16 protein-coding genes and 6 pseudogenes are annotated in these 26,924 nt (G+C 60.2%); 6 read left to right on the top strand and 16 right to left on the bottom strand.

Features of this window, described 5'->3' with window-relative positions; genetic code table 11:
- Window positions 1–73 precede the first annotated feature (73 nt).
- From NLY36_RS21045 to NLY36_RS21015, 7 genes and pseudogenes are all read right to left on the bottom strand, one after another.
- Window positions 74–1,174, bottom strand: coding sequence for an ABC transporter substrate-binding protein (locus NLY36_RS21045; RefSeq protein ID WP_023737218.1), 1,101 nt, complete (start codon window positions 1,172–1,174; stop codon window positions 74–76).
- A gap of 71 nt (window positions 1,175–1,245) precedes the next feature.
- Window positions 1,246–2,415, bottom strand: a complete 1,170-nt coding sequence (locus NLY36_RS21040) for a M20 aminoacylase family protein (protein WP_023737217.1) — start codon at window positions 2,413–2,415, stop codon at window positions 1,246–1,248.
- A 283-nt stretch (window positions 2,416–2,698) separates the two neighbouring features.
- On the bottom strand, window positions 2,699–3,625 hold the full coding sequence (locus NLY36_RS31785) for an IS91 family transposase (protein WP_023737216.1): 927 nt from the start codon (window positions 3,623–3,625) through the stop codon (window positions 2,699–2,701).
- Between the two features lie 241 nt (window positions 3,626–3,866).
- The gene (locus NLY36_RS21030; protein WP_031249500.1) at window positions 3,867–4,859 is read right to left on the bottom strand and encodes a succinylglutamate desuccinylase/aspartoacylase family protein; all 993 of its coding nucleotides are present in this window, start codon (window positions 4,857–4,859) and stop codon (window positions 3,867–3,869) included.
- Window positions 4,860–5,435: 576 nt separating this feature from the next.
- A pseudogene (locus tag NLY36_RS21025) lies at window positions 5,436–6,617 on the bottom strand (IS1380 family transposase).
- Window positions 6,618–7,195: 578 nt separating this feature from the next.
- On the bottom strand, window positions 7,196–8,371 hold the full coding sequence (locus tag NLY36_RS21020) for a M24 family metallopeptidase (RefSeq protein ID WP_023737056.1): 1,176 nt from the start codon (window positions 8,369–8,371) through the stop codon (window positions 7,196–7,198).
- 468 nt (window positions 8,372–8,839) lie between these two features.
- Window positions 8,840–10,039, bottom strand: coding sequence for an IS256 family transposase (locus NLY36_RS21015; RefSeq protein WP_023737058.1), 1,200 nt, complete (start codon window positions 10,037–10,039; stop codon window positions 8,840–8,842).
- Window positions 10,040–10,832: 793 nt separating this feature from the next.
- Here NLY36_RS21015 and ltrA (NLY36_RS21010) point away from each other — a divergent pair.
- Window positions 10,833–11,711: a group II intron reverse transcriptase/maturase gene (gene ltrA, locus NLY36_RS21010; RefSeq protein ID WP_286462591.1), complete on the top strand. Its 879-nt coding sequence runs from the start codon at window positions 10,833–10,835 to the stop codon at window positions 11,709–11,711.
- On the opposite strand, the pseudogene NLY36_RS21005 reads toward ltrA (NLY36_RS21010), so the two are convergent.
- From NLY36_RS21005 to NLY36_RS20990, 4 genes and pseudogenes are all read right to left on the bottom strand, one after another.
- A pseudogene (locus NLY36_RS21005) lies at window positions 11,701–12,024 on the bottom strand (MFS transporter); the annotation flags it as partial. The gene ltrA (NLY36_RS21010) and the pseudogene NLY36_RS21005 sit on opposite strands and share 11 nt — an antisense overlap.
- Window positions 12,025–12,635: 611 nt before the next feature.
- Window positions 12,636–14,015: an aminotransferase gene (locus tag NLY36_RS21000; protein WP_286461365.1), complete on the bottom strand. Its 1,380-nt coding sequence runs from the start codon at window positions 14,013–14,015 to the stop codon at window positions 12,636–12,638.
- A 204-nt stretch (window positions 14,016–14,219) separates the two neighbouring features.
- A complete protein-coding gene (locus NLY36_RS20995; RefSeq protein WP_286461363.1) occupies window positions 14,220–14,576 on the bottom strand; it encodes a hypothetical protein in 357 nt (118 codons plus the stop codon).
- A gap of 54 nt (window positions 14,577–14,630) precedes the next feature.
- A complete protein-coding gene (locus NLY36_RS20990) occupies window positions 14,631–15,053 on the bottom strand; it encodes an SDR family NAD(P)-dependent oxidoreductase (RefSeq protein ID WP_023737332.1) in 423 nt (140 codons plus the stop codon).
- Window positions 15,054–15,432: 379 nt separating this feature from the next.
- Here NLY36_RS20990 and NLY36_RS20985 point away from each other — a divergent pair.
- A pseudogene (locus NLY36_RS20985) lies at window positions 15,433–16,183 on the top strand (SDR family NAD(P)-dependent oxidoreductase).
- 6 nt (window positions 16,184–16,189) lie between these two features.
- On the opposite strand, the gene NLY36_RS20975 reads toward NLY36_RS20985, so the two are convergent.
- Window positions 16,190–16,873, bottom strand: a complete 684-nt coding sequence (locus NLY36_RS20975) for an FCD domain-containing protein (protein ID WP_286461361.1) — start codon at window positions 16,871–16,873, stop codon at window positions 16,190–16,192.
- 408 nt (window positions 16,874–17,281) lie between these two features.
- On the opposite strand from NLY36_RS20975, the gene hemA reads away from it, so the two are divergent.
- A complete protein-coding gene (gene hemA, locus NLY36_RS20970) occupies window positions 17,282–18,493 on the top strand; it encodes a 5-aminolevulinate synthase (RefSeq protein ID WP_031249533.1) in 1,212 nt (403 codons plus the stop codon).
- Window positions 18,494–18,840: 347 nt separating this feature from the next.
- A pseudogene (locus NLY36_RS20965) lies at window positions 18,841–19,150 on the top strand (IS256 family transposase); the annotation flags it as partial.
- Here NLY36_RS20965 and NLY36_RS31780 read toward each other — a convergent pair.
- A pseudogene (locus NLY36_RS31780) lies at window positions 19,148–19,511 on the bottom strand (transposase); the annotation flags it as partial. The pseudogenes NLY36_RS20965 and NLY36_RS31780 sit on opposite strands and share 3 nt — an antisense overlap.
- A gap of 186 nt (window positions 19,512–19,697) precedes the next feature.
- Here NLY36_RS31780 and NLY36_RS20960 point away from each other — a divergent pair.
- On the top strand, window positions 19,698–20,933 hold the full coding sequence (locus NLY36_RS20960; RefSeq protein ID WP_023737321.1) for an ATP-grasp domain-containing protein: 1,236 nt from the start codon (window positions 19,698–19,700) through the stop codon (window positions 20,931–20,933).
- 591 nt (window positions 20,934–21,524) lie between these two features.
- Here the strand turns inward: NLY36_RS20960 and ltrA (NLY36_RS20955) are convergent.
- Complete coding sequence (gene ltrA / locus NLY36_RS20955) at window positions 21,525–23,015, bottom strand: group II intron reverse transcriptase/maturase (protein WP_286461360.1); 1,491 nt, start codon at window positions 23,013–23,015, stop codon at window positions 21,525–21,527.
- 501 nt (window positions 23,016–23,516) lie between these two features.
- Window positions 23,517–23,747, bottom strand: a pseudogene (locus tag NLY36_RS31775) (IS110 family RNA-guided transposase); the annotation flags it as partial.
- A gap of 1,005 nt (window positions 23,748–24,752) precedes the next feature.
- On the opposite strand from NLY36_RS31775, the gene NLY36_RS20950 reads away from it, so the two are divergent.
- Entirely contained in the window at window positions 24,753–26,414 is a 1,662-nt protein-coding gene (locus tag NLY36_RS20950; protein WP_245260342.1) for a N,N-dimethylformamidase beta subunit family domain-containing protein, read from the top strand.
- Window positions 26,415–26,439: 25 nt separating this feature from the next.
- Here NLY36_RS20950 and NLY36_RS20945 read toward each other — a convergent pair whose 3' ends face one another.
- A complete protein-coding gene (locus tag NLY36_RS20945; RefSeq protein WP_023737195.1) occupies window positions 26,440–26,799 on the bottom strand; it encodes an FCD domain-containing protein in 360 nt (119 codons plus the stop codon).
- Window positions 26,800–26,924: the final 125 nt, after the last annotated feature.

The raw sequence follows: 26,924 nt of genomic DNA, 5'->3' as shown, positions 1-26,924 counted from the left end.
TCCATTTCTCAGTCAGGCCATTTCTCAGTCAGGAAAGGCGACCGTCTGGCCGCCTTCCCCAAACACTCGGTGATCACTGAAGAATCCACTCGTTCCAACGCTGGATAAGCCGCTCGACGTTTGTCACGCCGTCTGATCCTGCCGTAGCGTACCACTTGGCGTCCATCACTATGCTAGACTTCAGGTAATCAGGGTGGCTGGCGAATTTTCGTCCGACATCGTCTGGCAGCAGTTTATAGGCATTTCGGTTCGCCGGGCCATAAGGAATGAGCTTTGCAAATGCAGCCTGCCTGTCGGCGCGGGTGATGAATTCAATGAATTTCTGTGCGTTCTGCAGATTTTTGGTGCCCTTTGGGATACCCCAGCTTTCCCAAGTCACTTTTTGTTGGTTTCGATTGGCCTCAATCGGCGCGCCTTGGTCCATCAATGCAATCGCTCGGCCGTCGTAGGATTGCGCAAGGTCGACAACCTTGTCGTGCAGCAATTGCTGGTTCTCGGACCCGGTAACAAACCATTTGCGGATATGCGGCTTGATCTTGTCCAAGCTCGCGAAAGCTCGGTCGATATCCAAGGGATAGAGGGCATCAGCAGGCACACCATCCGCCAGCAGAGCTTCCTCCCACGGGCCGGATCCGTCCACGCCCGAGGACATCGCACGAACCCCGGGATACTTGCTGACATCCCAAAATTCTGCCCAAGTGGCCGGCCGCGGTTTGCCAGTTGGGAACTTCTCGGTATTGTAAACCATACACAGCGCGTAGACGATCGACCCAACACTATACGGAGTCCTGGTGAACTCTACAATCGCATCCAACTCATCCTTCTTGTAGATTGAGTAATCGATCTTCTCCAGGAGACCCTTCTCAGGAGCTTTGAAAGTTGTGGCCGCGTCCACGGGGATCACATCCACCGAAACGCTATTGGTCGACACCATTAGCTCAAGCGTGGCTGCGGGGACCTCTTCAGCGACCGGGGTCACTTTAATTCCCGTCTCGGCTTCGAAAGGCTTTACATAGGCTTCGATACACGCCTTTGCGTAATCGCCACCATTGAGAGCGACGCTCAGTTCGCCCGAGGACTGAGCAGCAGCGCGGCGGGACTGGTAAGACATCGCACCTACCGCGATAGCGGATGCTCCATGCATGAAACGTCTGCGGTTTATTGACATGCTCATTGTTCGTTCCTCCTCAATATCCCGTCGCTGGACAGGATTCCGTTTTTGTTTCGCAATTCAGTCGTACGGCTTTAGTCACGGGCCGCCAGCGTCGTATCGACCAGGTTCACCCAATAGCCGATGCCATAGGGCAGGGCTTCGTCATTGAAGTCATACGCCGGGTTGTGCAATGCAGCGGTCGGGCCATTGCCGAGCTCAATATAAGATCCGGGCCGCGCCTCAAGCATGTAAGCGAAATCCTCACCTCCCATGCTGGGTCGCAGCCTATCGTTAACGGACTCAGATCCGACGAGACCGCATGCCGCCTTTATCGCCACACTAGTTGCTTCCGTGTGGTTTACCATGCAGGGTTCGAGCCGCCGATGCTTAAACTCGATTTCCGCGCCGTATCCTTGCGCTATGCCTTCGGCGCATTTCCTGATCTGTCGTTCAGCATATTCCCTGAGCTCAGATGCGAGGGACCGCACGGTCCCGGATATCCTAACATATTCTGGTATAATGTTGTATGCCGTGCCGGCTTCTAGCTTGGTGACAGAAATAACGAGGGACTCGAGCGGGTCCGTGCCCCGCGAGATCAAAGTCTGGAGGCCGAGGACGATTTGTGCGGCTATAACGATTGGATCGATGGTCTGATGCGGACTGGCTGCGTGCCCACCCCTGCCCTTCACGACTATGTCGAACTCATCAAGAGCGGCAGCGGTAGGGCCATCGCAAATCGCGAACTTGCCAACTTCTAGGCCCGGCGAGTTGTGCATCCCAAAAACCTGGGAAATCTCGAACCGCTCCATGATGCCTTCCTGGACCATCCTTTGGCCGCCCAGTCCATCTTCTTCCGCCGGCTGAAAGATCAGGGCCACGGAGCCCTTGAAGTTGCGCGTCTTTGCCAAATATTTCGCCGCCCCTAGCAGCATGGCCGTGTGACCGTCATGGCCGCACGCGTGCATCTTGCCCGGTACTTGCGAAGACCAGGGCTTGCTCGAGGCTTCTCGGATCGGCAGGGCGTCCATGTCGGCTCTCAGCCCGATCGTCGGTCCGTCTCCGCCTTCGCCCTGAATGATTGCGACAATACCGGTTTCCGCGATTCCCGTTTCGATATGATTGATGCCGAATGAAGCTAGTTTCTCGGCCACGAAACTAGCTGTGTTATGTACTCCATAACCGAGCTCGGGATTCTGGTGGAGGTAGCGGCGCCACTCGGTTGCCTCACCCTGCAAATCCCGGAAAGTCTGAACGCTGTGCATCTATTGTTCCCAAATTATTGGCGAGGCGACTTTGCGCATTCATCAAAATCAATCGTCCAGCGCCTTCCGTCAAATGCAGTTTGTATATCGGCCTCATCTAGGACCAAGATGGCTGTCTGAGTAGTCACAGGGAATGATGCGGGGGTCATTGCGTCCGTCGACGCTGATGCCTCGATGCTGGGGCGGTATCCTGTCGTCATGAGGTATCTGGCTGCGGTCGTGACGGCCCAGTGCGCCATCGCGCCAGCGTTGCGGTGATGCGCAGAATGCCGCCACAGCAGGGTCAGACCGTTGGGTCAAAGCGCGGGAGCAGCTTGGTGGTCTCGCCGGCTGCGGCGGTCGGAGCGAGCTTCATCGCCACCAGGAGTTGCCGGATGATGGCGAGTCGGGTCGGCGGCATCCATTGGCGAGGAAGCCATAGCCGGTGGGTATAGCGGTCGAGATAGGCGAGGACTTGCACGGGCGAGCTGAACGGCGGCTTGGCATAGACGATCCCGTTCTTGCGACGAAGCTGCCGGATCGCGGCCATGAAGGCATGGGCCTGACCGAGCCCGTCGAGCGTGCCGGAGAAGCGCAGTCGCCACCCGCATAGGCCATAGGCCGCCTGGAGCAGCTCGAGGAACAGCCGCCGGAATAGGCGGGAGAGGACATGGATGGGCAGGAAGAAGCGTGGCCGGCAGCTGAACCAGCCCCATCGGGAGAGAGGGCGCCGCCGGGGACGAGGCAATGGATGTGCGGATGATGGGTGAGCGCCTGGCCCATGTGTGAACAATGGCCAGGAACCCGATCTTACCGCCGAGGGCCGCGGATCGGCGGCGATGGTCTTGAGTGTTGCGGCGACGGCGTCGAACAGAATGGCATAGACGACTGCCTTATTGTGAAAGGCGATCTCGGCGACTTCGGCCGGCACCGTGAACACGACGTGGAAGTAATGCACCGGCAGCAGATCGGCCCGACTGTCGGCGAGCCACCGTTCGCGCGTCGCGTTCTGACACTTAGGACAATGCCGGTTGCGGCAGGAGTCATAGGAGACGCGGGCACGCGCGCAGTCCTCACAGGCCTCGACATGACCGCCAAGCGCCTCAGTCCGCCAGAGCTCGATCGCGGACATGGCGCGACGCTCGACGCGGTCGAGATGGCCGTCATGGGCAACACGATAGGCATGACCATGGCGACGGAAGATATCCGCCACCTCCAGCTCGGAGCGCATCGCTGGGCTCAGGCGGGCGACACCACCTCCAGCGTCAGCGGTCGAGCGGGCTCTGCGTCCTGGCAATCGTGCCTGTTGCCACATGGGTATAGCGCGCCGTCGTCGAGAGGTTTGTTGCGCCGACGAAGCAGACTTCGTCGCGCACAGTGGGGCTTCTTCCAGCTCACTAATCTAAGAGGCACCGGCATCTTATCTCCTCTTCCTGCTGATGCAGTTTAGGAGTTCAATGCGTATCCGACACTCAGAGTTTGAGCGGTCGCGCAACGAGCGCTACTTCTTCGTTGGCGTCGACATGCGCCCCCGATGCTATGGCCAAGACAATGGACGTTTCAGGCGCGCGGATATCGATGGACTCAGCGGCCAGCGAATCTATCGAATGCAGGATACCTATGAGATCTCCCTGCTTCACTTCGTCCAGCACCGAGCAGAGAGGTTCGAAGATGCCCGGCGCAGGCGATTTCAGCTCATCGGATGGACGCGTTTCGAGCGTTTGGCCGAACTTCTGTTGACGGAAAGTTGGATACTCGGCTTTTCCCTCGACCAGCCCGAGCGCGATGAGCGCGTTGCGCACTCCAGCCTCGTAGATCGCGAGATTGTCCGCGCCGACCGTGCCGCCACCGAATTCAGTGCAAACAAATACCTTACCCTGGTTTTGGGCCGTAATATCAAACATTCCAGCCGTGTCGTTGTGTTGCCACACCAACGTCAAGGGCAATTTGAACGCTTCCGCCATTCTCACCGTCCTGGCCATGAGATCGGGATCGGCAATGGGGTGCGTCGTGGCCGCCGGTGGAAACTCCCACGTTGGTCCGAAGCTGTGCAGATCAAATACGGTGTCGGCCATTGGCAACAATACGCGCGAAACCGCATCCGCGATTCGTTCGGTCACTGACCCGTCGGCGCGGCCTGGAAAGACGCGATTGAGATTCAACCCGTCGAGCGGAGTATTGCGGCTCCAGGCTTGCACGGCCAATGGATTGAGCACCGGTAGGACGATGACCCTTCCACAGGCTTGCGCGTCTGGCAGCCACTTAATAAGCCGTCGCGCGACAATTGGCCCCTCCAATTCGTTGCCATGATTTCCACCGGTGACAAGAAGACGCGGTCCCTCTCCTTTATTGAGACTGAAGACCGGGAGCGAAAGCTCCCCATGGTCGGCACCTCCTGGGACGACCAGATGCCCCCTGCTCACGCCGGGCGTATCGAGATCAAACGTAAGATGTGCTTCGCTCATTGTTCAGCCTAATTTTGAGTATTCGCGCGACCTTGGCGCAGGTTTGCGTTTGTTCGCTCTGCAAGTATGCGCCAACCTATCGTCAATTCGCCAATATAATGTCCCGGACGGTGCCATCGCGTTTTCAGATGGCCAGCGCCTGCTATGCTAAACTGCCGCTGCTCCGACGTTCCCAAGAAAGAACTGGAACCGTGGAAATAAGGGCCTCCCTTCCACTAGGACCACCAGCGCGCTTGCCCGCCCACACGGCCCCGCGCTTGCTGGTGAAGAGTAGACGCACGTGCGTTGGGATCGTCGGAGTGATGAACGCGCTGGCGCAATAAATCTGACACGATGCCAATCACGCGGCAATGAAGGCCAACCTCGCCTGTTGCTTACGCATAATGCGAACCATTTCGATGGCGTTAGGATGATCGCGGTTAGCCCGTCTTATTCATGACGGATCTGGGTTTGTTTGCCGCTGAGCGGCGGACAGGTGGGCGGCTCGGCGTCTTTTTCACCGCGGCTGTGTCTGGACTTGTGAACGCGCTGGAGGGTGGAAGCTGTGTGGTTCGGCGGGGCCCGCTGCCCCGGCGGTCATGGTCCTGCCGGTAGCAGATTGCCTGGCGATCGCCCGGAACAGACTTGCCTCGGGACAGGCGGCGGCGAAGGCCAGGCGGATGCGCGAGACGGTTTCGATGACGCGGGCGCCGAGCTTGAGCAGCCTGAGCCGCAGCGTATCAGGTTTTCGGCCTGGCCGCGGGCGCAGTAGATCACGTCGTAGATGTGCTCGGCGGAGCCTTTGTCGAGATTGGTGACGACGAAGCGGATGTCGAGGCCGAGGGTGGTTGCCTCGATGCGAGCGCAGGTGCGGCGTTCGGCCTTCCAGGACTTTTTGTAGCGGGTCTCGGCATAGCCGCGCAGCACAGACTTGCGCTCGAGCGCGCGGCGGGTGCGGATGTCGTCGGCGCTCTCGTCGACGAGCCGCTGCAGAACCTTGTTGCCGGGTAGGCCGAAGAGGTAGTCGATCGCATTGTTCTCGCACCAGGCCATGACTTGCGCCCGGCCGTAATGGCTGTCGCCACGGATCAGGATGCGGGTGGTCGGCCAGCGCGCGCGGATGCGGCGCACGAGACGGCGCAGATGGCCGCGGATCTCCTTGCCCGTCGGGGTCTTGCCAGGACGCAGGATCATCGCGACCGGACGTCCTGTCGCGGCGTCGTAGATGTGGATCGGCAGGAAGCAACGCTCGTCGTAGTGGGCGTTGAAGAGCGAGAGCTGCTGATGGCCGTGAACGACATCCAGCGTATCATCGATGTCGAGCGTGACGCTTTTCGGCGGCGCGGCATAGCTCGACAGCCACAGATCGACCAGCACCCAGCCGAGCCGGATGACGGTCCTGAGGTCGGGCAGGTTCTCCAGCCGCGAACAGGTCGGCTGCGAGCACAGATCAATCCCGCTGTCGGGCAGCCGCCCGCAGGCGAGCTTGAAGGCCGGATCGGTGCGCAGCCGGTCGAGATCGTTGGCATCCTCGTAGCCGCAGGCGATGGCAAAGATGCGGGCACGCAGGATGTCGGCCATAGCGTGCGTCACGCGCGCTGGATCGCGCGGATCGTGGATCGCAGCGGCCAGCCTGTCGGCCAGTTGCAGGCGTCGCTCGGCCGCGGCCAAAAGCATGACGCCGCCATCCGAGGTGATGCGTCCGCCGTCAAACGCAGCTGTGACCTTCTTGCGTCCGACGGCTGGAAAAGACAGCGGCAGCAACGTATCCACGGTCATGGCGGGTGTGGCTCGCGAGATGCGGTGGAAGGGTTGGCCTAAGCAACCGAATCCTACGCCAAATCAATCGCTTAAGCTACATCCGCCAGCCTCAAAGCCCCATCGTCGTGCATAAGACGGGTTAGCTGCAGGCAGCTCGTTCAAACCATGTTCGAACAGGCCCGAGGATGCCGAACCAGCGGGCCTCCTGATCGAACTCGCAATCGACGGCACGCTCTCAGGCCTGTTCCGGCAGCAAAGTGGTAGGCAGTGCTTCATCGCGACACGACTTGCTTAGGTGTCATGCACGATAGAGCGTGTGCGGTGTGCGGCTCAGTACTTCCCCACCACGCTCTGTCACCAGGACCCGAATCCTACGCCAAATCAATCGCTTAAGCTACATCCGCCAGCCTCAAAGCCCCATCGTCGTGCATAAGACGGGTTAGCTGCAGGCAGCTCGTTCAAACCATGTTCGAACAGGCCCGAGGATGCCGAACCAGCGGGCCTCCTGATCGAACTCGCAATCGACGGCACGCTTCAGGCCTGTCCGGCAGCAAAGTGGTAGGCAGTGCTTCATCGCGACACGACTTGCTTAGGTGTCATGCACGATAGAGCGTGTGCGGTGTGCGGCTCAGTACTTCCCCACCACGCTCTGTCACCAGGACGTGGGCGCCGGCGCCAAATAGGTAGCCGTTTTCGCTGCGCAATATATTTGGCATGTGCAATGTCATGCCGGCCTGAAGGACATCCTCAACGCCTGGCTCTAAGCTCAGGTCACCGCGTTCAGTCCAATTCATTCCGGTTTGGTATCCGGTTCGTTGGCGAAAGACTCCTTGCCGCTCAGATCTCTTCAGCACCTCGTGACCCGCAGCGTCCACCGCCGCCGCGGTCGTACCCGGCTTGATCGCCGCAACGAGTGTTTCGATGACCTCCTCGGCCAGCTCGTGCAGGGATTCGGTCTCCGGATGTCGGCCAAGCACGGCGCACCGGACCATTCCAACTGTGTACCCGTGCTTCGATGCGCCGACTTCTAAAAAGGCTGGCTCGTTATTATTGATTGGATGATGCGTTGGGGGACCATGCGGCAACTTCGTCCGCTCCCCGAACAGAATCGTAGGCGGAGCCATTCCGACTTCTCCGCCAACGTTGCCGGCATCAGCTTGGATCGCCGCCGCCATGGTCCCCGCCATTTCCAATTCGGTAACACCTACCCGCAGGGAGCTCTGGAAGGTTCTCAATGCCAAGTCGGTCATGCGCATCGCGTCGCGCATGCACTGGAGTTCCAGCTCGCTCTTCACCGCGGCCACCGAGGAAACCAGCCGAGTCGCATCCGCGATCTTCAAATCGGGAAGCTGCACCTGAAGCGCACTGACATCGGCCGGTGCGAGGTTCCAGCAACCAAGCTCAAATCCGACCCGCTTGCTCTGCAGCCCATACCGTCGAAGGACGTCGGCGCAAACCGTCCCGAAATCGGGCTGATGGGTATATGTAACGATTTCGTCAATGCAACTATAGGCACGAACTGCGTGCTCATCGTATTCTCGAACGACATATGTCGGCGGCCGACCCGGCACCAAAATCAGTGGAAACGGCGCGAAGTATCCGCCACTTCCATCATATCCGCTAAGATACCGAAGATGGCCATGCGCACTTACCACAAGTGCGTCGAGCCTCGCGCTGACCATGGCCTCCAACACCTTAAGCTGCCTCCGCTCGTATTCTGATCTCGGGAAAGGGACGCCCGTCACAGGAATCGCTGAGGATACCGTCGTCATATCTCACCTCAATGAAATGTCATGTTGACGGTTCGATTGCGCAAACGGTACGCACCGGACCGAAGTTCGAAGCTGTCGCTGCTCCGCGTCTTTGTTTCCGTCAGACGATCCGTCTTAGCGGTTTGCGTCAAATGCAGTTTTTATATTGTCGTCATCTAGCGGCGAGATGTAGCTAAGGCACGGCGATATAAAAACTGCATTTGACGCATGCCGACCAGTAATTGGATCGTGTCGCGCCAAGTGATTTAGCTCGGCGGAAACGATCGGTCGGAGCAATGAGCAGGGCGGCGGACGCAGACGAGGATTCAATTTCGCCAGCGACGTTTGCGCCGCTCAGGAATCCGACGTTTCGCTCGATGATCTTGTTTTCCAAGTTCAGAATGTAAGTGCTACCGCCTGGATCGTGCACCATGGCGTGGTGTAGGTAACGGCATTGGTCGCCGTGCTCTCCGGCAAGGGCCGGACTGATCAGCGCGCCACTGCCGGCAGGCTGATGAGCGGATCATCGCTCATCTGGCTGATGGTCTCAAGGGTCATGTAGCGCGCCCGCTGCACGGCCCATTCATCATTCTGTTCGAGCAGGAGGGCGCCGACGAGACGGACTATGGCATCGTCATCGGGGAAGATGCCGACCACCTCGGTCCTGCGCTTGACCTCGCCGTTGAGGCGCTCGATCGGGTTGGTGCTATGCAGCTTGGCACGGTGCTCCTTGGGGAAGGTCATGTAGGCAAGCACGTCGCGCTCGGCGTCGTCCATGATGGTGGCGAGCTTGGGCACCTTCGGCCGGATCTGGTCGGCAACGGCGCGCCATTGGGTGCTGGCGGCCTCGGCCGTCTCCTGGGCGAAGGCGGTGGCGATGAAGGCCGAGGCGACGCGGCGGCCGCTCTTGCCGGCATGCGCCAGCACGTTCCTCATGAAATGGACCCGGCAGCGCTGCCATGTCGCGCACAGCACCTTGGTGACGGCCGCCTTGATGCCTTCATGGGCATCGGAAACGACGAGCTTGACGCCGCGCAGGCCGCGGCGGGTCAGCTTGCGCAAAAACTCCGTCCAGATCGGCTCGGCCTCAGACGTGCCGACCTCCATGCCCAGCACTTCGCGCCGGCCGTCTGCATTGACACCGACGGCGATGATGACGGCGACCGAGACGATGCGGCCGCCGCGGCGCACCTTCAGGTAGGTGGCATCGATCCACAGATAGGGCCAGTCGCCCTCGATGGGCCTGTCGAGGAAGGCCTTCACCTTGCCGTCGATCTCCTCGCACAGCCGGCTGACCTGGCTCTTGGAGACGCCGCTCATGCCCATCGCCTTGACCAGGTCGTCGACCGAGCGCGTCGAAATACCCTGGACGTAGGCCTCCTGGATGACGGCGATCAGCGCCTTCTCGGCCATGCGCCGCGGCTCAAGGAAGCTCGGGAAGTAAGAGCCCTTCCTGAGCTTGGGGATGCGCAGCTCGACGGTGCCGGCCCGCGTCTCCCAGTCTCTGTCGCGGTAGCCGTTGCGCTGGACAAGCCGCAGTGGGTTCTTCTCGCCATGGGCCGCGCCGGTGGCGGCGCCCACCTCCAGCTCCATCAGCCGCTCGGCGGCAAAGCCGATCATCTCGCGCAGGATATCGGTATCGGGGGTCTTCTCTACGAGCGTGCGCAGGTTCATCATGTCGTTGGTCATCGGTGGTTCCTCGAATCAGGTTGTGTCAGCAACCCAACCCTACCGAAGAACATCGATGACCGCCGCTACGCCGCTCGCTCGCTACCGCGCTAGTAACGGCGCGCTCGCGAGCGGCTTCGCTGCCGCCCGACCTACACCACGCGGTGGGAGTACGTCATGCCAAGCTGATAATTGCTTGTGGGTGCAAGTCCCATCCGGCCAAAGCCGTAGCGGGCAAGCCGGGACCGAGTCTTGCGGGCGTCGCGGCAACGCGGGGTCTGAAGTGTAGACAGGAGCCATGCGGGGTGCGGGAATGAGCCTCGAAAGGTGGATGTTCGCGGAGGCCGAGTGTGTTCCCTAGTCACGAAGGCAATATGAGCATCGTCGTTACGCGAGACGTTGCCGCTCCGTCGGGGTCGATGGCCGGATCACGCATGGAAGGTAATCATCGGAACATGAGAGGCCCGACCGGGTCCGCTGGATTGGTCTCCAGCGGGGGACAGCAGCAAGGTACTGCCAGAGCTGCCGTCCGAGCTGAGGTCGGGAGTCGGACTGGTTCATAGTACCCGTGAAGCCGTCGAAGGAAACGAGGCGAGTGGAGGGAAGGGACCAGCCTGAGGGGAGCCTGCGCGAGGAAGCCAAGGTCCGGACACAGAGCCGGGTTGCCTTGCCGCTGAACCTTGAGCGGGTGAACGCGGCGGCCAAGCAGGCTGCCCAAACCCGGTTCACGGCCCTGCTGCATCACGTCGACGAAGAAGCCCTTTACCGGGCGTTTCGGCGACAGAAGCGACAGGCGAGTGCTGGGGTCGATGGGATGACCGTGGCTAAGTACGAAGAGGGGCTGACGGATAACATCCGTGATCTCTGGGAACCGGTCCACACCGATCGCTACCGGCCACAGCCGGTGCGGCGGGTCTACATTCCCAAAGCCGATGGCGGTAAACGGCCTCTCGGGGTGCCGGCGCTGGAAGACAAGATCGTCCAAAGCGCGGTGGCCGAGGTGCTGAGTGCTGTCTACGAGGTCGACTTCCTGGGGTTCTCCTACGGGTTTCGGCCGGGGCGGAGCCCCCACATGGCGCTTGATGCCCTGCATACAGCGATCATGAGCCAACGTGTGAACTGGGTGCTCGATGCCGACATTCGCAGCTTCTTCGACTCGGTCGACCACGAGTGGCTGCTGCGGATGGTGGCGCACAGGATCGCTGATCCTCGTATCCTACGGCTCATTGGGCTGTGGTTGCGGGCTGGCGTCCTTGAGAGCGGCGAGAAGCAAGAGACGGACAGGGGTACCCCGCAAGGGGCGGGCATCAGCCCGCTCCTCGCCAATATCTTCCTGCACTACATCCTCGATCTTTGGGCCCACCAATGGCGTCGTCGCCATGCATACGGTCGCGTTGTGATCGTGCGTTACGCTGACGACTTCGTCATGGGCTTTGAGAAGAAGGCCGATGCAGAGGAGATGCTGTTGGCCCTCAAGGCGCGGCTGGCCGGCTTTGGCCTGACTCTCCACGAGGACAAGACGCGGTTGATCGAGTTTGGGCGGTTCGCGGCCCTTTCACGACAGCGGCGTGGCGAGCGGCGACCCGAGACCTTCGCCTTTCTGGGCTTCACCCACTACTGCGGGCGGACCCGGGATGGCCGGTTCATCGTGAAGCACAAGACGGAAGGGAAACGCCTGACGCGCAAGCAGTGAGCATCGCAGAGGCTATCACCATAAGGCAGCGGCCGGCGATCATGACCCGGCGCCGACTGTAATTGTCAGCGAGAACCCCGGCGAAGACGGACAAAATGAAAGCGGGCAGGTTCGATGAAGCCTGCACCAGCGCAACCATCAGATCGGAAGACGAAATCGTTGCCATCAGCCAGCTGATGGCAACAGTCTGCATCAGCCAGCCGAGGGAGGAGACTTGAGAGGCCAACCAGATCGAGCGAAACGTCGGATTCCTGAGCGGCGCAAACGTCGCTGGCGAAATTGAATCCTCGTCTGCGTCCGCCGCCCTGCTCATTGCTCCGACCGATCGTTTCCGCCGAGCTAAATCACTTGGCGCGACACGATCCAATTACTGGTCGGATGCGTCAAATGCAGTCTTTGTATTATGGTCATCTAGCAGCGAGATGGCCCCGGGGGGGACAATCGACCACAACAGTGACGCGATACGCAATCTTCAAGGGTGTTATCGAGTAATGCTAAGGGATGAACTTCAAAAACTGCTGGAACGCACCCGTTTTGACCGGACAGGCAGCGTAGGCGATGACGCATAGGCTTGCGCCTATGTTTATAACTACGACTTCCGATCCGTTCTTGCATCCGCCGCGTGTTGAAGGGATCAACTCAGTGCAGCGCCGCACGACAACCGAGAAGGCCGCCTGGTCGATTCCCGAGATTAGAGTACGAGCGCCTGCCTAAAGGGGACATTTCATCCGAACAAATCAAACACAGGTACCAGGCGCAACGTCGTCCTTCCGCCCCGGGCGAAGGCGCGATCGGCAATCGCATGATCCAAAGGGCCGTGTAGCTGACGCTTTCAGCCAGCGGAAGAAACCGGCAACGGAGCAGCCGGCGTCGTCGCCGATCGCGCTTTGGCGAGATCGCGATGATGTGCTTGGCAAACGCGACTCATGCCACATGACCGACCCGGGAATTGCCAGCAGCGGCGCCGTCGAGTGCCGAACGAATGCCGTCGACTAACGCGTCGATCTCTCTTTCGGTGATTATGTAGGGGGGGCAGATTGCCAGCACGTCGCCCATGTTGCGGATCATGACTCCGTGCTCGCGGCACCGCCGCTCGACATCGGTGCCAATTCGCAGCTCCGGCGCAAAGGCGCGACGGGTGGCGCGATCCTCGACGATCTGGATCCCCGCTATAAAACCGCGGCCGCGGACCTCGCCGACCAGTGTATGGTCGTTGAGCGCGTCCGCGAGCGCTGCATGCAGATAATCGCCGAGACGGCGCGCCTGGCTCACGAGATCGATCTCGCGGTAGATCCTGATCGCCTCGGCGGCGACGGCGGCTGTCACCGGATGGCCGGAATAGGTGAAACCGTGGCCGAACACGCCGACCTTGTGGGCCTCGTCGGCGACGCACTGGTAGACCTTGTCGGAGATAATGACGCCGCCAATGGGCAGATGACCGGATGAAAGCCCCTTGGCGACCGACAGCATGTCCGGTTCCATGCCAAAAGTCTGGCTGCCGAACCAATTTCCGGTGCGTCCGAAACCGCAGACCACCTCGTCGGACAGCATCAGGATGTCGTATTTGCGCAGCACCGCCTGAACCTTTGGAAAATAATTCTCCGGCGGTACCAGCACGCCGCCGGCGCCCATGACTGGCTCTGCGATCATCGCGGCAATCGTCTCTGGCCCCTCCGCCAGGATCAGGGCCTCGAGTTCCTGGGCCAGGCGCGTGGCGTAGTCATGCTCCGCCTCGCCCGGCAGACCGTCGAGATAGTGGAACGGCCGCGCGGCGAATATGACGGGAAGCGGCGGCAGGTTGAAGGACTTGTGCATGTGCGGCAGTCCACTCAGCGCCGCGCCCATGATCGTACTGCCGTGGAAGGCGCCAAACCTGCTGATGATCTTGCGTTTCTCCGGACGTCCCCGCGCGGCCTGGTAATACCAGGCGAGCTTGACCATCGTGTCATTGGCTTCCGAACCGGAGCCGACCAGAAAAACGCGCGCGTTGTCGAACGGCGCCAACGCGGTAAGCTGTTCGACGAGTTCGACGGTGGGCTCATTCGAGCGGTGATTGAAGGTGTGGTAGACGGCGAGCTTGCGCATCTGGCGGTCAGCCGCGGCGGCCAGCCGGCTGTCGCTGAAGCCGAGCGAGGCACACCAGAGTCCGCCCATGCCCTCGATATAGCGGTTGCCCGCGTCATCCGTGACGGTCGCGCCTTCGCCGGCCACGATCGTCAACGGACCATGATCCTCATGCAGGCGTGGATCCGTTTGGGAATGAAAGTGCCTGGCCATGTCCAGCACGCGCAATTCGTTGTTCATCAAAATTCTCCTTGCGACCAGATAGGCGGTTGCTTCGGCGAGGCATATCTTATAACTTATAAGTTGTCGAGAAAAAAGATCCCGAGAGTGAAGCCCAATGGCCAACCCGCCCACTCCTTCAAACAACGCCCTGCCCCCCCGACGCGGAGCGGATCGCCCTGTTGCGCGACAGGGCAGAGTTCGTCCGGCTCGAGACGCTGCGCCTCATCCAGATCGCCAAGGTGGGCCACTATTCGTCGGTGTTCTCCTGCGCGCTCGCAGACCCAGGGTCTTCAACGGCGCGGCTATTGCCCGGCGCTCGCGCCACGATTTCAGCAGTCCGCCCTGGGACAGTCTCGGATCGTCGAGCGCGGCCATGGTCACATTCTCGCGGCCTGGCCGGCCAAGCGCCAGTCCCTCGGCGCCGCGATCGGCCGGGTAGTAACAAAGTCCGGCACGCAACATGCTGTGCGGCACTGGCGCTCGAACCACCGCGCCATGCAGTTCGATCTCACCGGACGTCACCCGCTCCAAGCCGAACACGGCAAATCTCTCTGCTTCCAATCCGCCGTCAGCCGGCATCACGATCCCCTTGACGAAAGACGAGGCCGGAGACAGCAGCCATGCCTCGCTGATCTACAGCGCCAGCGAATAAGCCAGGGCGATCAGCCAGGCCGAATAGATGGCAAGCCCTTGCTCCCCCATTAGCCCGGCAACCGAAGACATCATGACGACGGAGCCGCGCGCCGCGCAAAGTCGTGCCAGTGTCACGCGTGTGAATGTGAACATGAATGCCGAGCGCGCATTCACAGTCATGATCTCATCCCAGCCGTCTAGGGTTGCACACGAGAAGTCGCCCCGCCCCGTCATTCGTGCATTGTTGACGAGCCCGTCGATCTTCCCCCGGCCAAAGTCCAGCGCGGCATCGACGACCGCCCGGCAGCCCGCTTCTTCGCGCGCATCGCAGGCGATGAGACGTGCATCGGCAAAGAAAGACAGTCCTCCGACTGGGCCCGATTGCGTAACGCGGCTCGGAGATTCGGGCCTGATCAAGCTCACATACGGTCGCCACTCGAGACGGCTGCACCAACATCCCGCTTGCGGCGGCAAGGACCCCGGAGGACAAGACCAGTCTTGAGGTCGAGCAATGTCGCTGCCGCGGTTTCGGCGACTTCGGTTGTCAATAGGGCGTCGCGCTCGGCCTCTATCTGCTTGATCTGGGCGAGCAACAATTCGAGCCGATCGAACTCGCGGCGGATCTGCGCCTTCTCATCATGCGCAGTATCGCCAACCTAGCCGTTCTGTCGACGGCGCGGCGCTTGAGCGCCGTCGTCCACGTTGCTAATCATCATTTCCATCGTTTTGATGTGGTGCATTGGCCCAGAAGCGAGCCGCCGCAAATCGTGCGGTTGCCAATACGTAATGGAGTGAAATTGGAATGATCATCGTAACAGGTGCCACGCACGGGATAGGGCGGGCCTGCGTGGAGAAACTTGCGTCTGCCGGTTCCAGAGTGGTGGCGACCGGCCGAGATGCAGAAGCGGGCGCGACGCTCGAACGCGCCAATCACGGCGTCACGTTCGTGGCCGGTGACGTCATCCGTGAAGACCATTGCCGCCGTGTCATTGACCGCGCGCTTGAACTTGGCGACGGCCGGCTCGCGGGCCTCGTGAACAATGCCGGCATGTCGAAGCGCATTGCCTTCGCCTCCGCCACCCAGGACGATTGGGATGAGGTCCTGGCGGTTAATGCACGTAGCGCCTTTTTCTTCATCCGTCATGCGCTGGACGGCTTGCGGCATGGGAGGGGTTCAGTTGTCAACATGGCCAGCATCGCCGGAAAGACGGGCGAAGAAGGGCTCGCTGCCTACTGCGCCTCGAAGGCCGCGGTCATCGGGCTGACGCAGGCACTCGCGCTGGAGTTCGGCGAGGAGATCCGCTTCAACGCTGTCTGCCCCGGCCAGATCGAAACACGCATGATGGGCAACATCAAGCGATGCACTGCGCAAGAAGCAGCTCGAACTGCGGATCCCTGCCAACCGCTTCGGTGCCCCTGAAGAGATCGCTGATGTCGTCGCTTGGTTACTTTCGAGTCAATCGAGCTATGTCAACGGCACGGTGGTGACTGTAGACGGCGGAGAAACAGCCGGCCTGCGCACACCGCGCGTCGCGCAGATCGATGGTGCTTAGGGCAACTCAGCTCAGCCGGAGCCGCGCTCGTCGAAATAGCGCAGAAAACCATGTGAGCCTCGCTGGATGTCGTTCTCGATCGCTTCGCGGGCCCTCTTCCTGTCGCCAGCCCTCAAGGGCCTCGATGAGATGGTCATGTTCTTCCGCGCCGGTGTACCCGCGCGGAATTTCCCGATCGTAAACGTTTAGGATTGGACCCATCGAGGCCCACATGCTTTCGATCTGTCCGATCAGCATCGGCATACGCGACAGGCGGTAGACGCCGAAGTGGAAAGCGCGATTGGAGGATCGCGCTTCCTTGATGTTACCGGCCTTATTGCTCTCTACAAATGAGGCGCGGAAGGTCTCAAGCTGTTCGAGATCGGCGGGGGCAAAATGGTCGGCAGCGTGTTCTGCCGCAAGCCCTTCAAGTGCCACGCGGATCAGCTTGATCTGAATGTAGCGGGCGCGGCTGAGGTCTGGCACCGCGGCGAACCTGCCGGAGCGCAACTCGAGCGCCTGCTCGCTGACGAGCCGCAGACAGGCTTCGCGTACCGGCGTAATGCTGGTTCCGAGCTGCTCTGCAAGATCCTGCATGAGGAGGCGATCGCCCGGTGCGAAATTGCCGATGATCAGGCCTTCCCGCACCTTGTTGTAAATCCGGGCGGACAGGCTACCCACCTCACCGGGCTGCATCTCCATAACGCCCATGGGAATTCTCCTCGTCTCTATTCGGGGGCCGGGGTTCCAACAAGGGCTGAAGAAAGCGACCCCCCAGGTCAATGTCGAAATCGTCACGCTGTCCGATCAGGCGGGCGGAGGTTGAAACGCAGGCATTCACGCGCGCGGAGCCATCCGGCATCCTACAATTTTTAACTTTTATTTTTTTGTGACGAGTAATTTAACAATACGAACGTTTATTTTACTTGAATTTTATGGATTATTATTCAACTAATTCTTATTATTCAACTAATTATGGCGGCCCAACCCGGGCAAGCGGGTTGGCCGAAATCCAATTTGCTGGTGTTTGTTGAGGATGCGACGGGCGTTGGCGGCGTGCACGCACATGTGAAGCAGCTCTCAGCGCGCCGAAAAACGGTTCCCCAACAGGAGATTGACATGGACTACGTGCAATATTTCGCCGAACGTATCGAACAACTCAAAGGCAGCGGCGACTATCGTGAATTTGCCGATCTGGAGCGTCAGTCTGGCAACTTCCCTAAGGCCTGGCTCAATGGGCCTGACGGCCGAAAAGAGATAACCATTTGGTGCACTAACGATTATCTCGGCATGGGGCAGCACCCCAAAGTGCTGTCGGCGATGAAGCGCGCCATCGATGCCAACGGCGCAGGATCGGGTGGATCCCGCAGCATTGGTGGCACCAACCATTATCATGTCTTGCTGGAGCGGGAGCTTGCGGATTTTCACGATAAGGAAGCAGGATTGATTTTTGTTTCCGGCTTCAGCTCGAACGATTCATCATTGAGTACATTAGCATCGTTGATGCCGAACACAGTTACTTTTTCCGACGCACACAACCATGCCTCGATTATCAGTGGATGCCGCAACAGCCGGGCGGAAAAGCGCGTCTTCCGGCATAACGATGTTGCGCATTTGCGGGAACTTCTGGGCAGTGTAGATCCTGCAAGACCCAAGATCGTTGTTTTTGAATCGGTATATTCAATGGACGGTGACATTTCGCCGATCAAAGAGATCTGTGACGTAGCGGACGAATTTGGCGCAATGACGTTTCTGGATGAAGTTCATGCGTCGGGAATGTACGGTCCGAAAGGCGCCGGCATTGCCGCGGAACGTGGCATCATGAGTCGTCCAACCATCATCGAAGGGACGCTTGGTAAAGCGTTCGGCTCGATGGGCGGTTATGTGACCGGACCGGCCTCCATTGTTGACAGCATACGAAGCTTCTCGACTGGTTTTATTTTCACCACGGCGCTTGCGCCGGCGGTGGCGGCGGGTGCGCTGGCTGCGCTCCGCCATCTTCGCGGTTCAGATTCAGAACGAATTGCTCTGCGCCGGCAAACGAACCTTTTGATCGGCTTGCTGAAAGAGGCGGGCATCCCGGTCATGCCGACTGAAAGCCACATCATTCCTGTGCTGATCGGTGATCCATTCCGTTGTAAGGAAGCGTCCCGTCAGCTTTTGGATCAGCATGGAATATACGTTCAGCCAATTCTGGTGCCGAGTGTTCCAGCGGGAACCGAGCGGTTCAGGGTGACGGTTACGCCTGCCCATAGTACGACAGATATTCGTACGTTCGTCGATGCGCTCAGGCAGGTTCTACTGCGGGACAATCTTGGCAAGGGTGCCTGAGGCGAAAATGCAGAGGATGATAGCACGGCGCAGCCTCAGACCTGACGGTGCCAGCCGGACAGACCCCAGTGGTTGAGCGCATTTTGAAGAATAGACCTCGGAGCGCACCCACAGTGTTACGGCGATGGCGGCGTCCATCCCGTCGATGAGATGCTGGATGTCGTATGCCATTAAAGAGCTGATATCCGCCAGTACCTCTGCACAGAGGATTTGACGGGTTGGGTGGGTTGAAGAGTGGGCAGGCTGTTGATGAGCTATGGCGGTAGCTGGGTGATGACGGTTTGAGGAAGGCAGCGATCGAGGCGGGTCACAAAGCCTGCCAGAACCTCCCGAAGGAGCGATACGCCATGAAGACTGATGGCACCGTTTTTACTTTTCAACATCGAAACGACTTCGACGCTCCCCTGAGGTCGGTTCTGCGCGATGGCGCACGTCGGCTTCTGACCCAAGCGGTTGAGGCGGAAGCGGATGCGTTCCTGTCTGCGATGCAGGACGAACGGCTTGCCGATGGCCGCGCGCGTGTGGTGCGACACGGCCATGGTCCGGAAGGTACGATCCAGACGCGGATCGCCCAGTTCCGGTAGGCGTGCCAAGCTGCGCGACCGTGGTAGCGGCGAAGCAAGCGAGACGGGTGGCGATCGCAGCACCTTCACCGCCTACAGCGATCTCCGGGGCGATGGAAGTCCGCGGGCCTTCAGGCCGACTAGCAACTCGCGCAAACTCTGGGTGACCTCACACACACCACATGGAGGCCGATCGATCCTTCTGACCTTCCGGCGTCTGCGCCAATGACGACCAGCACGCAGGCCGCATCGTCCTCCATGGGTGCAGATAGCCCGTCTGTCCAGATAAAGACGTAGCGGCGGGCCGAGAGGTCGCGGCGCTGCCAGCGACCATAGTCCGCAGTCCCTCCTCTTTCAGCCGGCCGATCACCGAGGGCGACAGGTTTGGGCGCGTTCTTGCCGAGCAGCGCCGCACTGCTCCTGGCATCGAGGCTCTTCGTCCGCCGCGCCAATTTCGTGCGACACCGCCGGTAACCAAAGCGTTGCAACAAATCCTTCAAATCAATTTACAAGATCTTTACGACCGCCAGTCGTTGACAATGGTACGTTCACCGCAAGTCTGAGGTCAGGCACGGCTGAAAAAGTCGATACCGATTTACGCTCGGACCGCCGCACAACACGCAACATCGGAAGTAACAGCAATGGTAAGAAGAGCCCTCATCTTGGTTGAAGGTCATAGTGGTATTGGTCTGCTATACATCCAAGCAGCTCAACGTCTTGGTCTTCATCCAATTACTCTGTCGGCCGATCCATCTCGGTACGACTATCTTGCGACAGAAGGAATTGAGGCAATCCGTGTTGATACTGACAATCTCGATGCGCTGATCCGCGAATGTTCCCGGCTACGTGCGACCTATGACATTGCTGGCATCACAGGCTTTTCGGGCGTCGACGAGTCGGTCTATGCGACAGTTGGCAAGCTTTGCCGGCATTTCGATCTACCGGGACCGAACCCTGAATCGACTGAACGAAGCTGCGACAAATTCAATCAACGCCAGCTCCTCGCGCAGGCCGGCGTTCCAATACCTGCTTATCGGTTGGCAACGAACGCGACGGAGGTAGAAAGCTCGGGTGCGGAGATCGGCCTGCCCGTGATTCTTAAGCCAGCAGTAGGCAGCGGCAGCATCGGTGTCCGATTGTGCCGCAGCGTCGAAGACGTAGCCGAACATACGACCTATCTGTTGGGCGGAAAGCACATATGGCGGTCTACGCCGAAAATACTCGTCGAAGAATTCGCACAGGGCCCGTTCTATAGCACTAATATTATGGGAAATGAGGTCGTTGGGATTTGCGCCAATGACTTTGGTCCCCTCCCGCATTTCGTCATTCGTGAGGTGACCTATCCGGCCCTGCTGACTGACGAGGAGCGTGAGCGCATCGCCGATGTTTCGCTGAGCTGTTTGCGAGCTCTCGGCATTGGCTGGGGGCCAACGAACATTGAACTCCGGTGGACGAAGCGTGGCCCGGTCGTCATTGAAGTCAATCCGCGCCTTGGGGGCATGCCCGATCCTCAACTGGTTCAATTGGCTTACGGTCTCGATCTCGTCACCGAGCACATCAAGCTTGTCATTGGCGAGGAATGGAACCTGCGCAAAAGGCATTCGCATACTGCGGCCGCGCGGTTCCTGCTTCCCGATCAAGATGGCATCCTCGACTGGATCGGTGGCGACACTCAAGCGGCTGCTATACCAGGTGTCGCCGAGGTCAAATTAAATGTTGAACCCAAGACGCTGATCGTCAGGAAGGGCGATTTCCGAGATCGGATCGGACATGTCATTGCCACTTCACCCAGCCTTACTGAAACGGAGGGTGCCCTTCAGCGCGCCGTCGACTTGATCGATTGGTCGATCACCCCTTTTCCGGCCGTTGGTGAATAACATGTCTATCCCTATGCTATGTCGGCAAGGACGACAACGTGGCAAAGAGTGGTGCGAGAGAATGGGAATGCCGCCGCGAGGTCCTTACATTCGTCTCTCCTCATTGGCCGTCGACCGCTCGGCCCGAGACGATATATTGCGTCTACAATACATTTCCGCTGCTCTTCACGCGAAGCTCAAATAACTTGCCTGCGATCTGCTGCGTCGGCCCTAATCCAGAACGGCATTCTGGTAATGGAGTGCGTGGGGTTGGAGTTGGCGGAGCGTTGGGGGGATTGGACGGGAGGTGCTTTCACCCAAGCGTCCACGCGCCATATCTCCGTGTATCGCCGAGCGGCAACTTCAAGTTGACAAGAGGCTGAAACTGCCTGCGCCACGGTCATACGGATCGAGACGGGTTCATTCCTTCTGTTCCGGCCGGTGATAGGCCGTGTCGGTTTGGTTAGCGCATTCCCATACATTCGCATCCGATCGGTACAACGGTGAAACGGGCTCCAAGAGGCGGCCGACACCTTCATCGGACACTCGTACTCTCAACAGAACGGGCAACCTTCGACCGCAGGATCATGCGGCCAGGGCCGAAACCAATAGTCAAGAGGTGCGGTCGTGGTCGAGTAGCTCAGCCATTCGGCTTTCGCCCTCACAGATCCGGGCGGGCGGATTTCCCGCACCCGGCTCTTCCCGAGGGTAACCCGCGTCATATCCGTGCCTGCGCCCAAGTTCGAGTGATGCGCGGAGTTGGCAGGGGGAAAGGCGCGCCGTCAGGGTCTCGAACTCCGACCAGCCCATGCGCCGGCTTTTCTGGCTGCGCCGTCTCAGACACCGTAGCCATATCCGGCGCATTTGCCGATGGAATCCGTTGAGCGCTGGGTAGTTGTGCGGCCTGCCGTAGTATCCGTATTGTCCACGCAGAACGGCGGCGAACCACCTGTGCTGCGCAGCCATTGGCGCATGCATGAGCCGCCAGGCATCCTGGCGCAGCGCCGTCAGCTTGCGCGTCAGGCGTTTCCCTTCCGTCTTGTGCTTCACGATGAACCGGCCATCCCGGGTCCGCCCGCAGTAGTGGGTGAAGCCCAGAAAGGCGAAGGTCTCGGGTCGCCGCTCGCCACGCCGCTGTCGTGAAAGGGCCGCGAACCGCCCAAACTCGATCAACCGCGTCTTGTCCTCGTGGAGAGTCAGGCCAAAGCCGGCCAGCCGCGCCTTGAGGGCCAACAGCATCTCCTCTGCATCGGCCTTCTTCTCAAAGCCCATGACGAAGTCGTCAGCGTAACGCACGATCACAACGCGACCGTATGCATGGCGACGACGCCATTGGTGGGCCCAAAGATCGAGGATGTAGTGCAGGAAGATATTGGCGAGGAGCGGGCTGATGCCCGCCCCTTGCGGGGTACCCCTGTCCGTCTCTTGCTTCTCGCCGCTCTCAAGGACGCCAGCCCGCAACCACAGCCCAATGAGCCGTAGGATACGAGGATCAGCGATCCTGTGCGCCACCATCCGCAGCAGCCACTCGTGGTCGACCGAGTCGAAGAAGCTGCGAATGTCGGCATCGAGCACCCAGTTCACACGTTGGCTCATGATCGCTGTATGCAGGGCATCAAGCGCCATGTGGGGGCTCCGCCCCGGCCGAAACCCGTAGGAGAACCCCAGGAAGTCGACCTCGTAGACAGCACTCAGCACCTCGGCCACCGCGCTTTGGACGATCTTGTCTTCCAGCGCCGGCACCCCGAGAGGCCGTTTACCGCCATCGGCTTTGGGAATGTAGACCCGCCGCACCGGCTGTGGCCGGTAGCGATCGGTGTGGACCGGTTCCCAGAGATCACGGATGTTATCCGTCAGCCCCTCTTCGTACTTAGCCACGGTCATCCCATCGACCCCAGCACTCGCCTGTCGCTTCTGTCGCCGAAACGCCCGGTAAAGGGCTTCTTCGTCGACGTGATGCAGCAGGGCCGTGAACCGGGTTTGGGCAGCCTGCTTGGCCGCCGCGTTCACCCGCTCAAGGTTCAGCGGCAAGGCAACCCGGCTCTGTGTCCGGACCTTGGCTTCCTCGCGCAGGCTCCCCTCAGGCTGGTCCCTTCCCTCCACTCGCCTCGTTTCCTTCGACGGCTTCACGGGTACTATGAACCAGTCCGACTCCCGACCTCAGCTCGGACGGCAGCTCTGGCAGTACCTTGCTGCTGTCCCCCGCTGGAGACCAATCCAGCGGACCCGGTCGGGCCTCTCATGTTCCGATGATTACCTTCCATGCGTGATCCGGCCATCGACCCCGACGGAGCGGCAACGTCTCGCGTAACGACGATGCTCATATTGCCTTCGTGACTAGGGAACACACTCGGCCTCCGCGAACATCCACCTTTCGAGGCTCATTCCCGCACCCCGCATGGCTCCTGTCTACACTTCAGACCCCGCGTTGCCGCGACGCCCGCAAGACTCGGTCCCGGCTTGCCCGCTACGGCTTTGGCCGGATGGGACTTGCACCCACAAGCAATTATCAGCTTGGCATGACGTACTCCCACCGCGTGGTGTAGGTCGGGCGGCAGCGAAGCCGCTCGCGAGCGCGCCGTTACTAGCGCGGTAGATGCTATGGGCGGCGGCGAGCGCTACTCCCGTCGGGATCTCGCCGGTCGTGACAAGTCGCCAGAAGGCAATCAGTAGCTTGCGCCCCAAAGCCACGATCATTGTCTTGCGCGTACCGCCACGGCCATCGGCCGTTCTCGCGCAGTGCGCCAGCGCGCTGTTCTTTTGGAATTGGAGGAACCGCCAAGCCAATAGGATCATGCCGTAGCGGACGCGAGCGTTGCCGGCCCGCGCAAGACCTGCGCAGCCAGAAAAGCCGGCGCATGGGCTGGTCGGAGTTCGAGACCCTGACGGCGCGCGTTTCCCCCTGCCAACTCCGCGCATCACTCGAACTTGGGCGCAGGCACGGATATGACGCGGGTTACCCTCGGGAAGAGCCGGGGGCGGGAAATCCGCCCGCCCGGCTCTGTGAGGGCGAAAGCCGAATGGCTGAGCTACTCGACCACGATCAGAGGTGCTGCTTGGTCATGCTTCGAGCTCAGCATTAGGACTTACTTATGTTCCGCTTGGAGATCGGTGACATAGGACGGGGTGGCCGCTGCCGTGTTCAGCGCGGCGAAACTCGCTCGCACTATTATCCGGGTGACATACGCCAGCATTGGATACTACGCGTGCCTCCCTCCTCGTTCTTTTGCGGTCTGGCGAGCTTGGGAAAACACTACCCGAAAACGGGACAATCCGCGCATCACTGCTCGTCTGATTTCCTCTTAGCTTCGGCGCGACCGCCGCTTAAGAGCAATCGCTTTGCCTCGGGCGACCGGCTTTCTCGTCAGAACCAGTTGGAAAGAACGATTATGGTCGACGGTCGTCTACGGCCCGAGATTCGCGGCGGCCGGGCCATGCGGGCTCGCGTCTTCGCAGCCGCATCGTGTCGTAGTAGCGCGCGGCGAAGATCTCCGCGCATGATGAAGACCGAGGTGTTAGTGGCCCACCTTTGCGATGGAGCAGGCGAATCGTCTCGAGACGGACGAACATTGCCCGCTCCGTGAGATGTTCGACGTGTTCGTCTGAGATCGAACCGGTCGATCTCCCGCCTACGAGTTCTGTGTTGCGTTGCATCTATCCTCCGAAAGTCGAGGTAGAGCGCATTTAAGCGAATTCCACACATGGCGACGTGTTGACAATCGATAACTTATAAGATCGATGTTATCGAAGCATGCCCGGCGGGTCGTGGGTATCCTGCGTCGAACGCCCAGAGAGCGCCGATACTTTCTGAACCAGCCCCTGCAGCGAAGCCAGCATCCAATGGAACACGGACAAACCGATGAGACGTGGCGTCCCGAATATGGGTCGTTCAATGGGGGTCCGAAGCGGTCGATCCCGTGGCACGGCGACGGCAGCTGGATGAACGCTCACCGCTTCGAGATCCCGCGTGACGACCCCCAATGGCCGGATGTCTATACCTACACCGACAAGATATCCTACGCGCCTGGAGAAGAAGTCCGCTTTCATGGCAGCACCAGCGCCCCGCGCTGGTCGTTGTTGATCTACAAAGACGGCGCGCAGCCCCTTCTCGTCCATCGTGCCGACAACCTGCTTGGCGTGCACAGCCCGACCTCGAAGACCGCCTACCGCGATGGCTGCGACTGGCCGGTGGCGGCGACATGGACTTTGCCGAGCGATTTGCGGTCAGGGTTCTATCGTGTTGTGTCGATCTGCGCCCGGCCGGGCGGCGACCGTTTCGTTCAGCATCATTTCTTCGTGGTGCGTCCCGTCGCTGCGGATCCGAGCCGGATTCTCGTTCTGCTGCCAACTGCGACCTGGACTGCCTATAATGATTGGGGCGGCGCCAATCATTATACCGGGACCGCGGACACAGCGACCGGCTCTTCACCGGTGCTCAGCCTGTTGCGCCCGTGGACTAGGGGCATGGTGTGGTTGCCGCCGGGGGCCCCGCGCATCTGCTCGAATCCGCGCAGGGACCGCTCCGCTCCCACCTATCCGCAGAAGGACTGGGCGGTGGGCAACGGCTTCAGCCTGTATTACGCCGCCGCCGGATGGGCCCAGTTCGACCGGCACTTCGTCATGTGGGCGGAAGCCAATGGCTTCCATCTCGATTTCGTGACGCAGACGGATTTGCACAATCGCCCCGAACTTCTTGATGGCTACCGGCTCGTCGCCATTGCCGGACATGACGAATATTGGTCGACGCCGATGCGCCTGGCAATCGACTCGTTCGTCGAACGTGGCGGCCGGGTAGCTCGCTTCGGCGCCAATTTCATGTGGCAGATACGGCTGGAAGGCGGCGCCACGCAGATCTGCTACAAATATCATGCGCACCAGAATGATCCGGTAGCGAACACCGCGGACCATCACCTGCTCACCTCGTCATGGGAGGATCCCGCCCTCGGCTGGCCCGGCGCCAAGACGTTCGGGCTCAACGGGTCGCAGGGCGCCTATGCCTCATGGGGCGGCTTCACGCCCAAAGGTTCCCGCGGGTTCACTGTCTATCGACCGGATCATTGGGCTTTCGGTGGCACGGAACTCTCTTACGGTGACGTGTTCGGCAGCGAGGCCAGCATCTTCGCCTATGAAGTGGACGGCGCTGACTACACCTTCCGCAACGGCTTGCCTTTCCCGACAGGCTTGGACGGCGTTCCCGAGAACGTTCAGATCCTGGCGATGGCGCCCGCTGTTCTGGCCGAAGCCAGATGGACGCTCGAGGGCGGCCGATATTATGTCGGCGACGCCGACCACGACTATTTCCAGGCGCTGCTTGGTGGCACCGAAGATCCGGAAGCGCCGCCGCAACGTTATGGTTCCGGCATGATGGCTTATCTCGAGAAGGGCGAGGGCGCCGTGTTCAACGCCGGCACCTGCGAATGGGTGATGGGCCTGACCCGCAACGAGCCGGACACCATACGTATCACCCGCAACGTGCTGAGCCGCTTCCTCGCTGAAGAATGACCAAAGGGGTGCCTCTGTTTGAAAGCTACTTCGCCTGTGTGCTCAGGAAGCGGATGATGCTGTCTCCGCTGCGCAGCAGATCGCGCTCGATCGCGACCCTGGGACCCTCGCCGTCCTTTCGTGCAAGTGCGTGTATCAGGTGGATATGCTCCTCCGCAGCGACATAGTCGTTGACGATCTCGGAATAGAAAACGTTCAGGATGGGCCCCATCGAGACCCAAAGGCTCTCGATGGGGCCGACCAGCATGTCCATGCCGGACGATTGGTAGCCGGCAAAATGAAACTCGCGATTGTGGACGATCGCCTCGCGCCCGCGCTTGGCCCGGTCGGCCTCGGTGAACAAGGCATGCTTCTCGCGAAGCATGTCGAGATTGGCCGGCGACATGTTCAACCGCCAACCGCACCGCAAGCCCTTCGAGCGACACTCGGATCGTCCGAATTTCGAGGTATCGAGAGAGAGTGAAGTCGGGAACAGTGACACACCGCCCCGACCGCAATTCCAGGCCGCGC

The sequence above is a fragment of the Mesorhizobium sp. C399B genome, assembly GCF_030323185.1.
Classification (GTDB): domain Bacteria; phylum Pseudomonadota; class Alphaproteobacteria; order Rhizobiales; family Rhizobiaceae; genus Mesorhizobium.
Note: the sequence above shows the minus strand (reverse complement) of the source record. Positions and strands in the feature narration are given on the sequence as shown.

Coding starts and splice junctions, on each gene's coding strand:
- NLY36_RS21045 (WP_023737218.1), bottom strand. CDS start 1,174: ATGAGCATGTCAATAAACCGCAGACGTTTCATGCATGGAGCATCCGCT.
- NLY36_RS21040 (WP_023737217.1), bottom strand. CDS start 2,415: ATGCACAGCGTTCAGACTTTCCGGGATTTGCAGGGTGAGGCAACCGAG.
- NLY36_RS31785 (WP_023737216.1), bottom strand. CDS start 3,625: ATGCGCTCCGAGCTGGAGGTGGCGGATATCTTCCGTCGCCATGGTCAT.
- NLY36_RS21030 (WP_031249500.1), bottom strand. CDS start 4,859: ATGAGCGAAGCACATCTTACGTTTGATCTCGATACGCCCGGCGTGAGC.
- NLY36_RS21020 (WP_023737056.1), bottom strand. CDS start 8,371: ATGACGACGGTATCCTCAGCGATTCCTGTGACGGGCGTCCCTTTCCCG.
- NLY36_RS21015 (WP_023737058.1), bottom strand. CDS start 10,039: ATGACCAACGACATGATGAACCTGCGCACGCTCGTAGAGAAGACCCCC.
- ltrA (WP_286462591.1), top strand. CDS start 10,833: ATGACCGTGGCTAAGTACGAAGAGGGGCTGACGGATAACATCCGTGAT.
- NLY36_RS21000 (WP_286461365.1), bottom strand. CDS start 14,015: ATGAACAACGAATTGCGCGTGCTGGACATGGCCAGGCACTTTCATTCC.
- NLY36_RS20995 (WP_286461363.1), bottom strand. CDS start 14,576: ATGCCGGCTGACGGCGGATTGGAAGCAGAGAGATTTGCCGTGTTCGGC.
- NLY36_RS20975 (WP_286461361.1), bottom strand. CDS start 16,873: ATGGGCGTTATGGAGATGCAGCCCGGTGAGGTGGGTAGCCTGTCCGCC.
- hemA (WP_031249533.1), top strand. CDS start 17,282: ATGGACTACGTGCAATATTTCGCCGAACGTATCGAACAACTCAAAGGC.
- NLY36_RS20960 (WP_023737321.1), top strand. CDS start 19,698: ATGGTAAGAAGAGCCCTCATCTTGGTTGAAGGTCATAGTGGTATTGGT.
- NLY36_RS20950 (WP_245260342.1), top strand. CDS start 24,753: ATGGAACACGGACAAACCGATGAGACGTGGCGTCCCGAATATGGGTCG.
- NLY36_RS20945 (WP_023737195.1), bottom strand. CDS start 26,799: ATGTCGCCGGCCAATCTCGACATGCTTCGCGAGAAGCATGCCTTGTTC.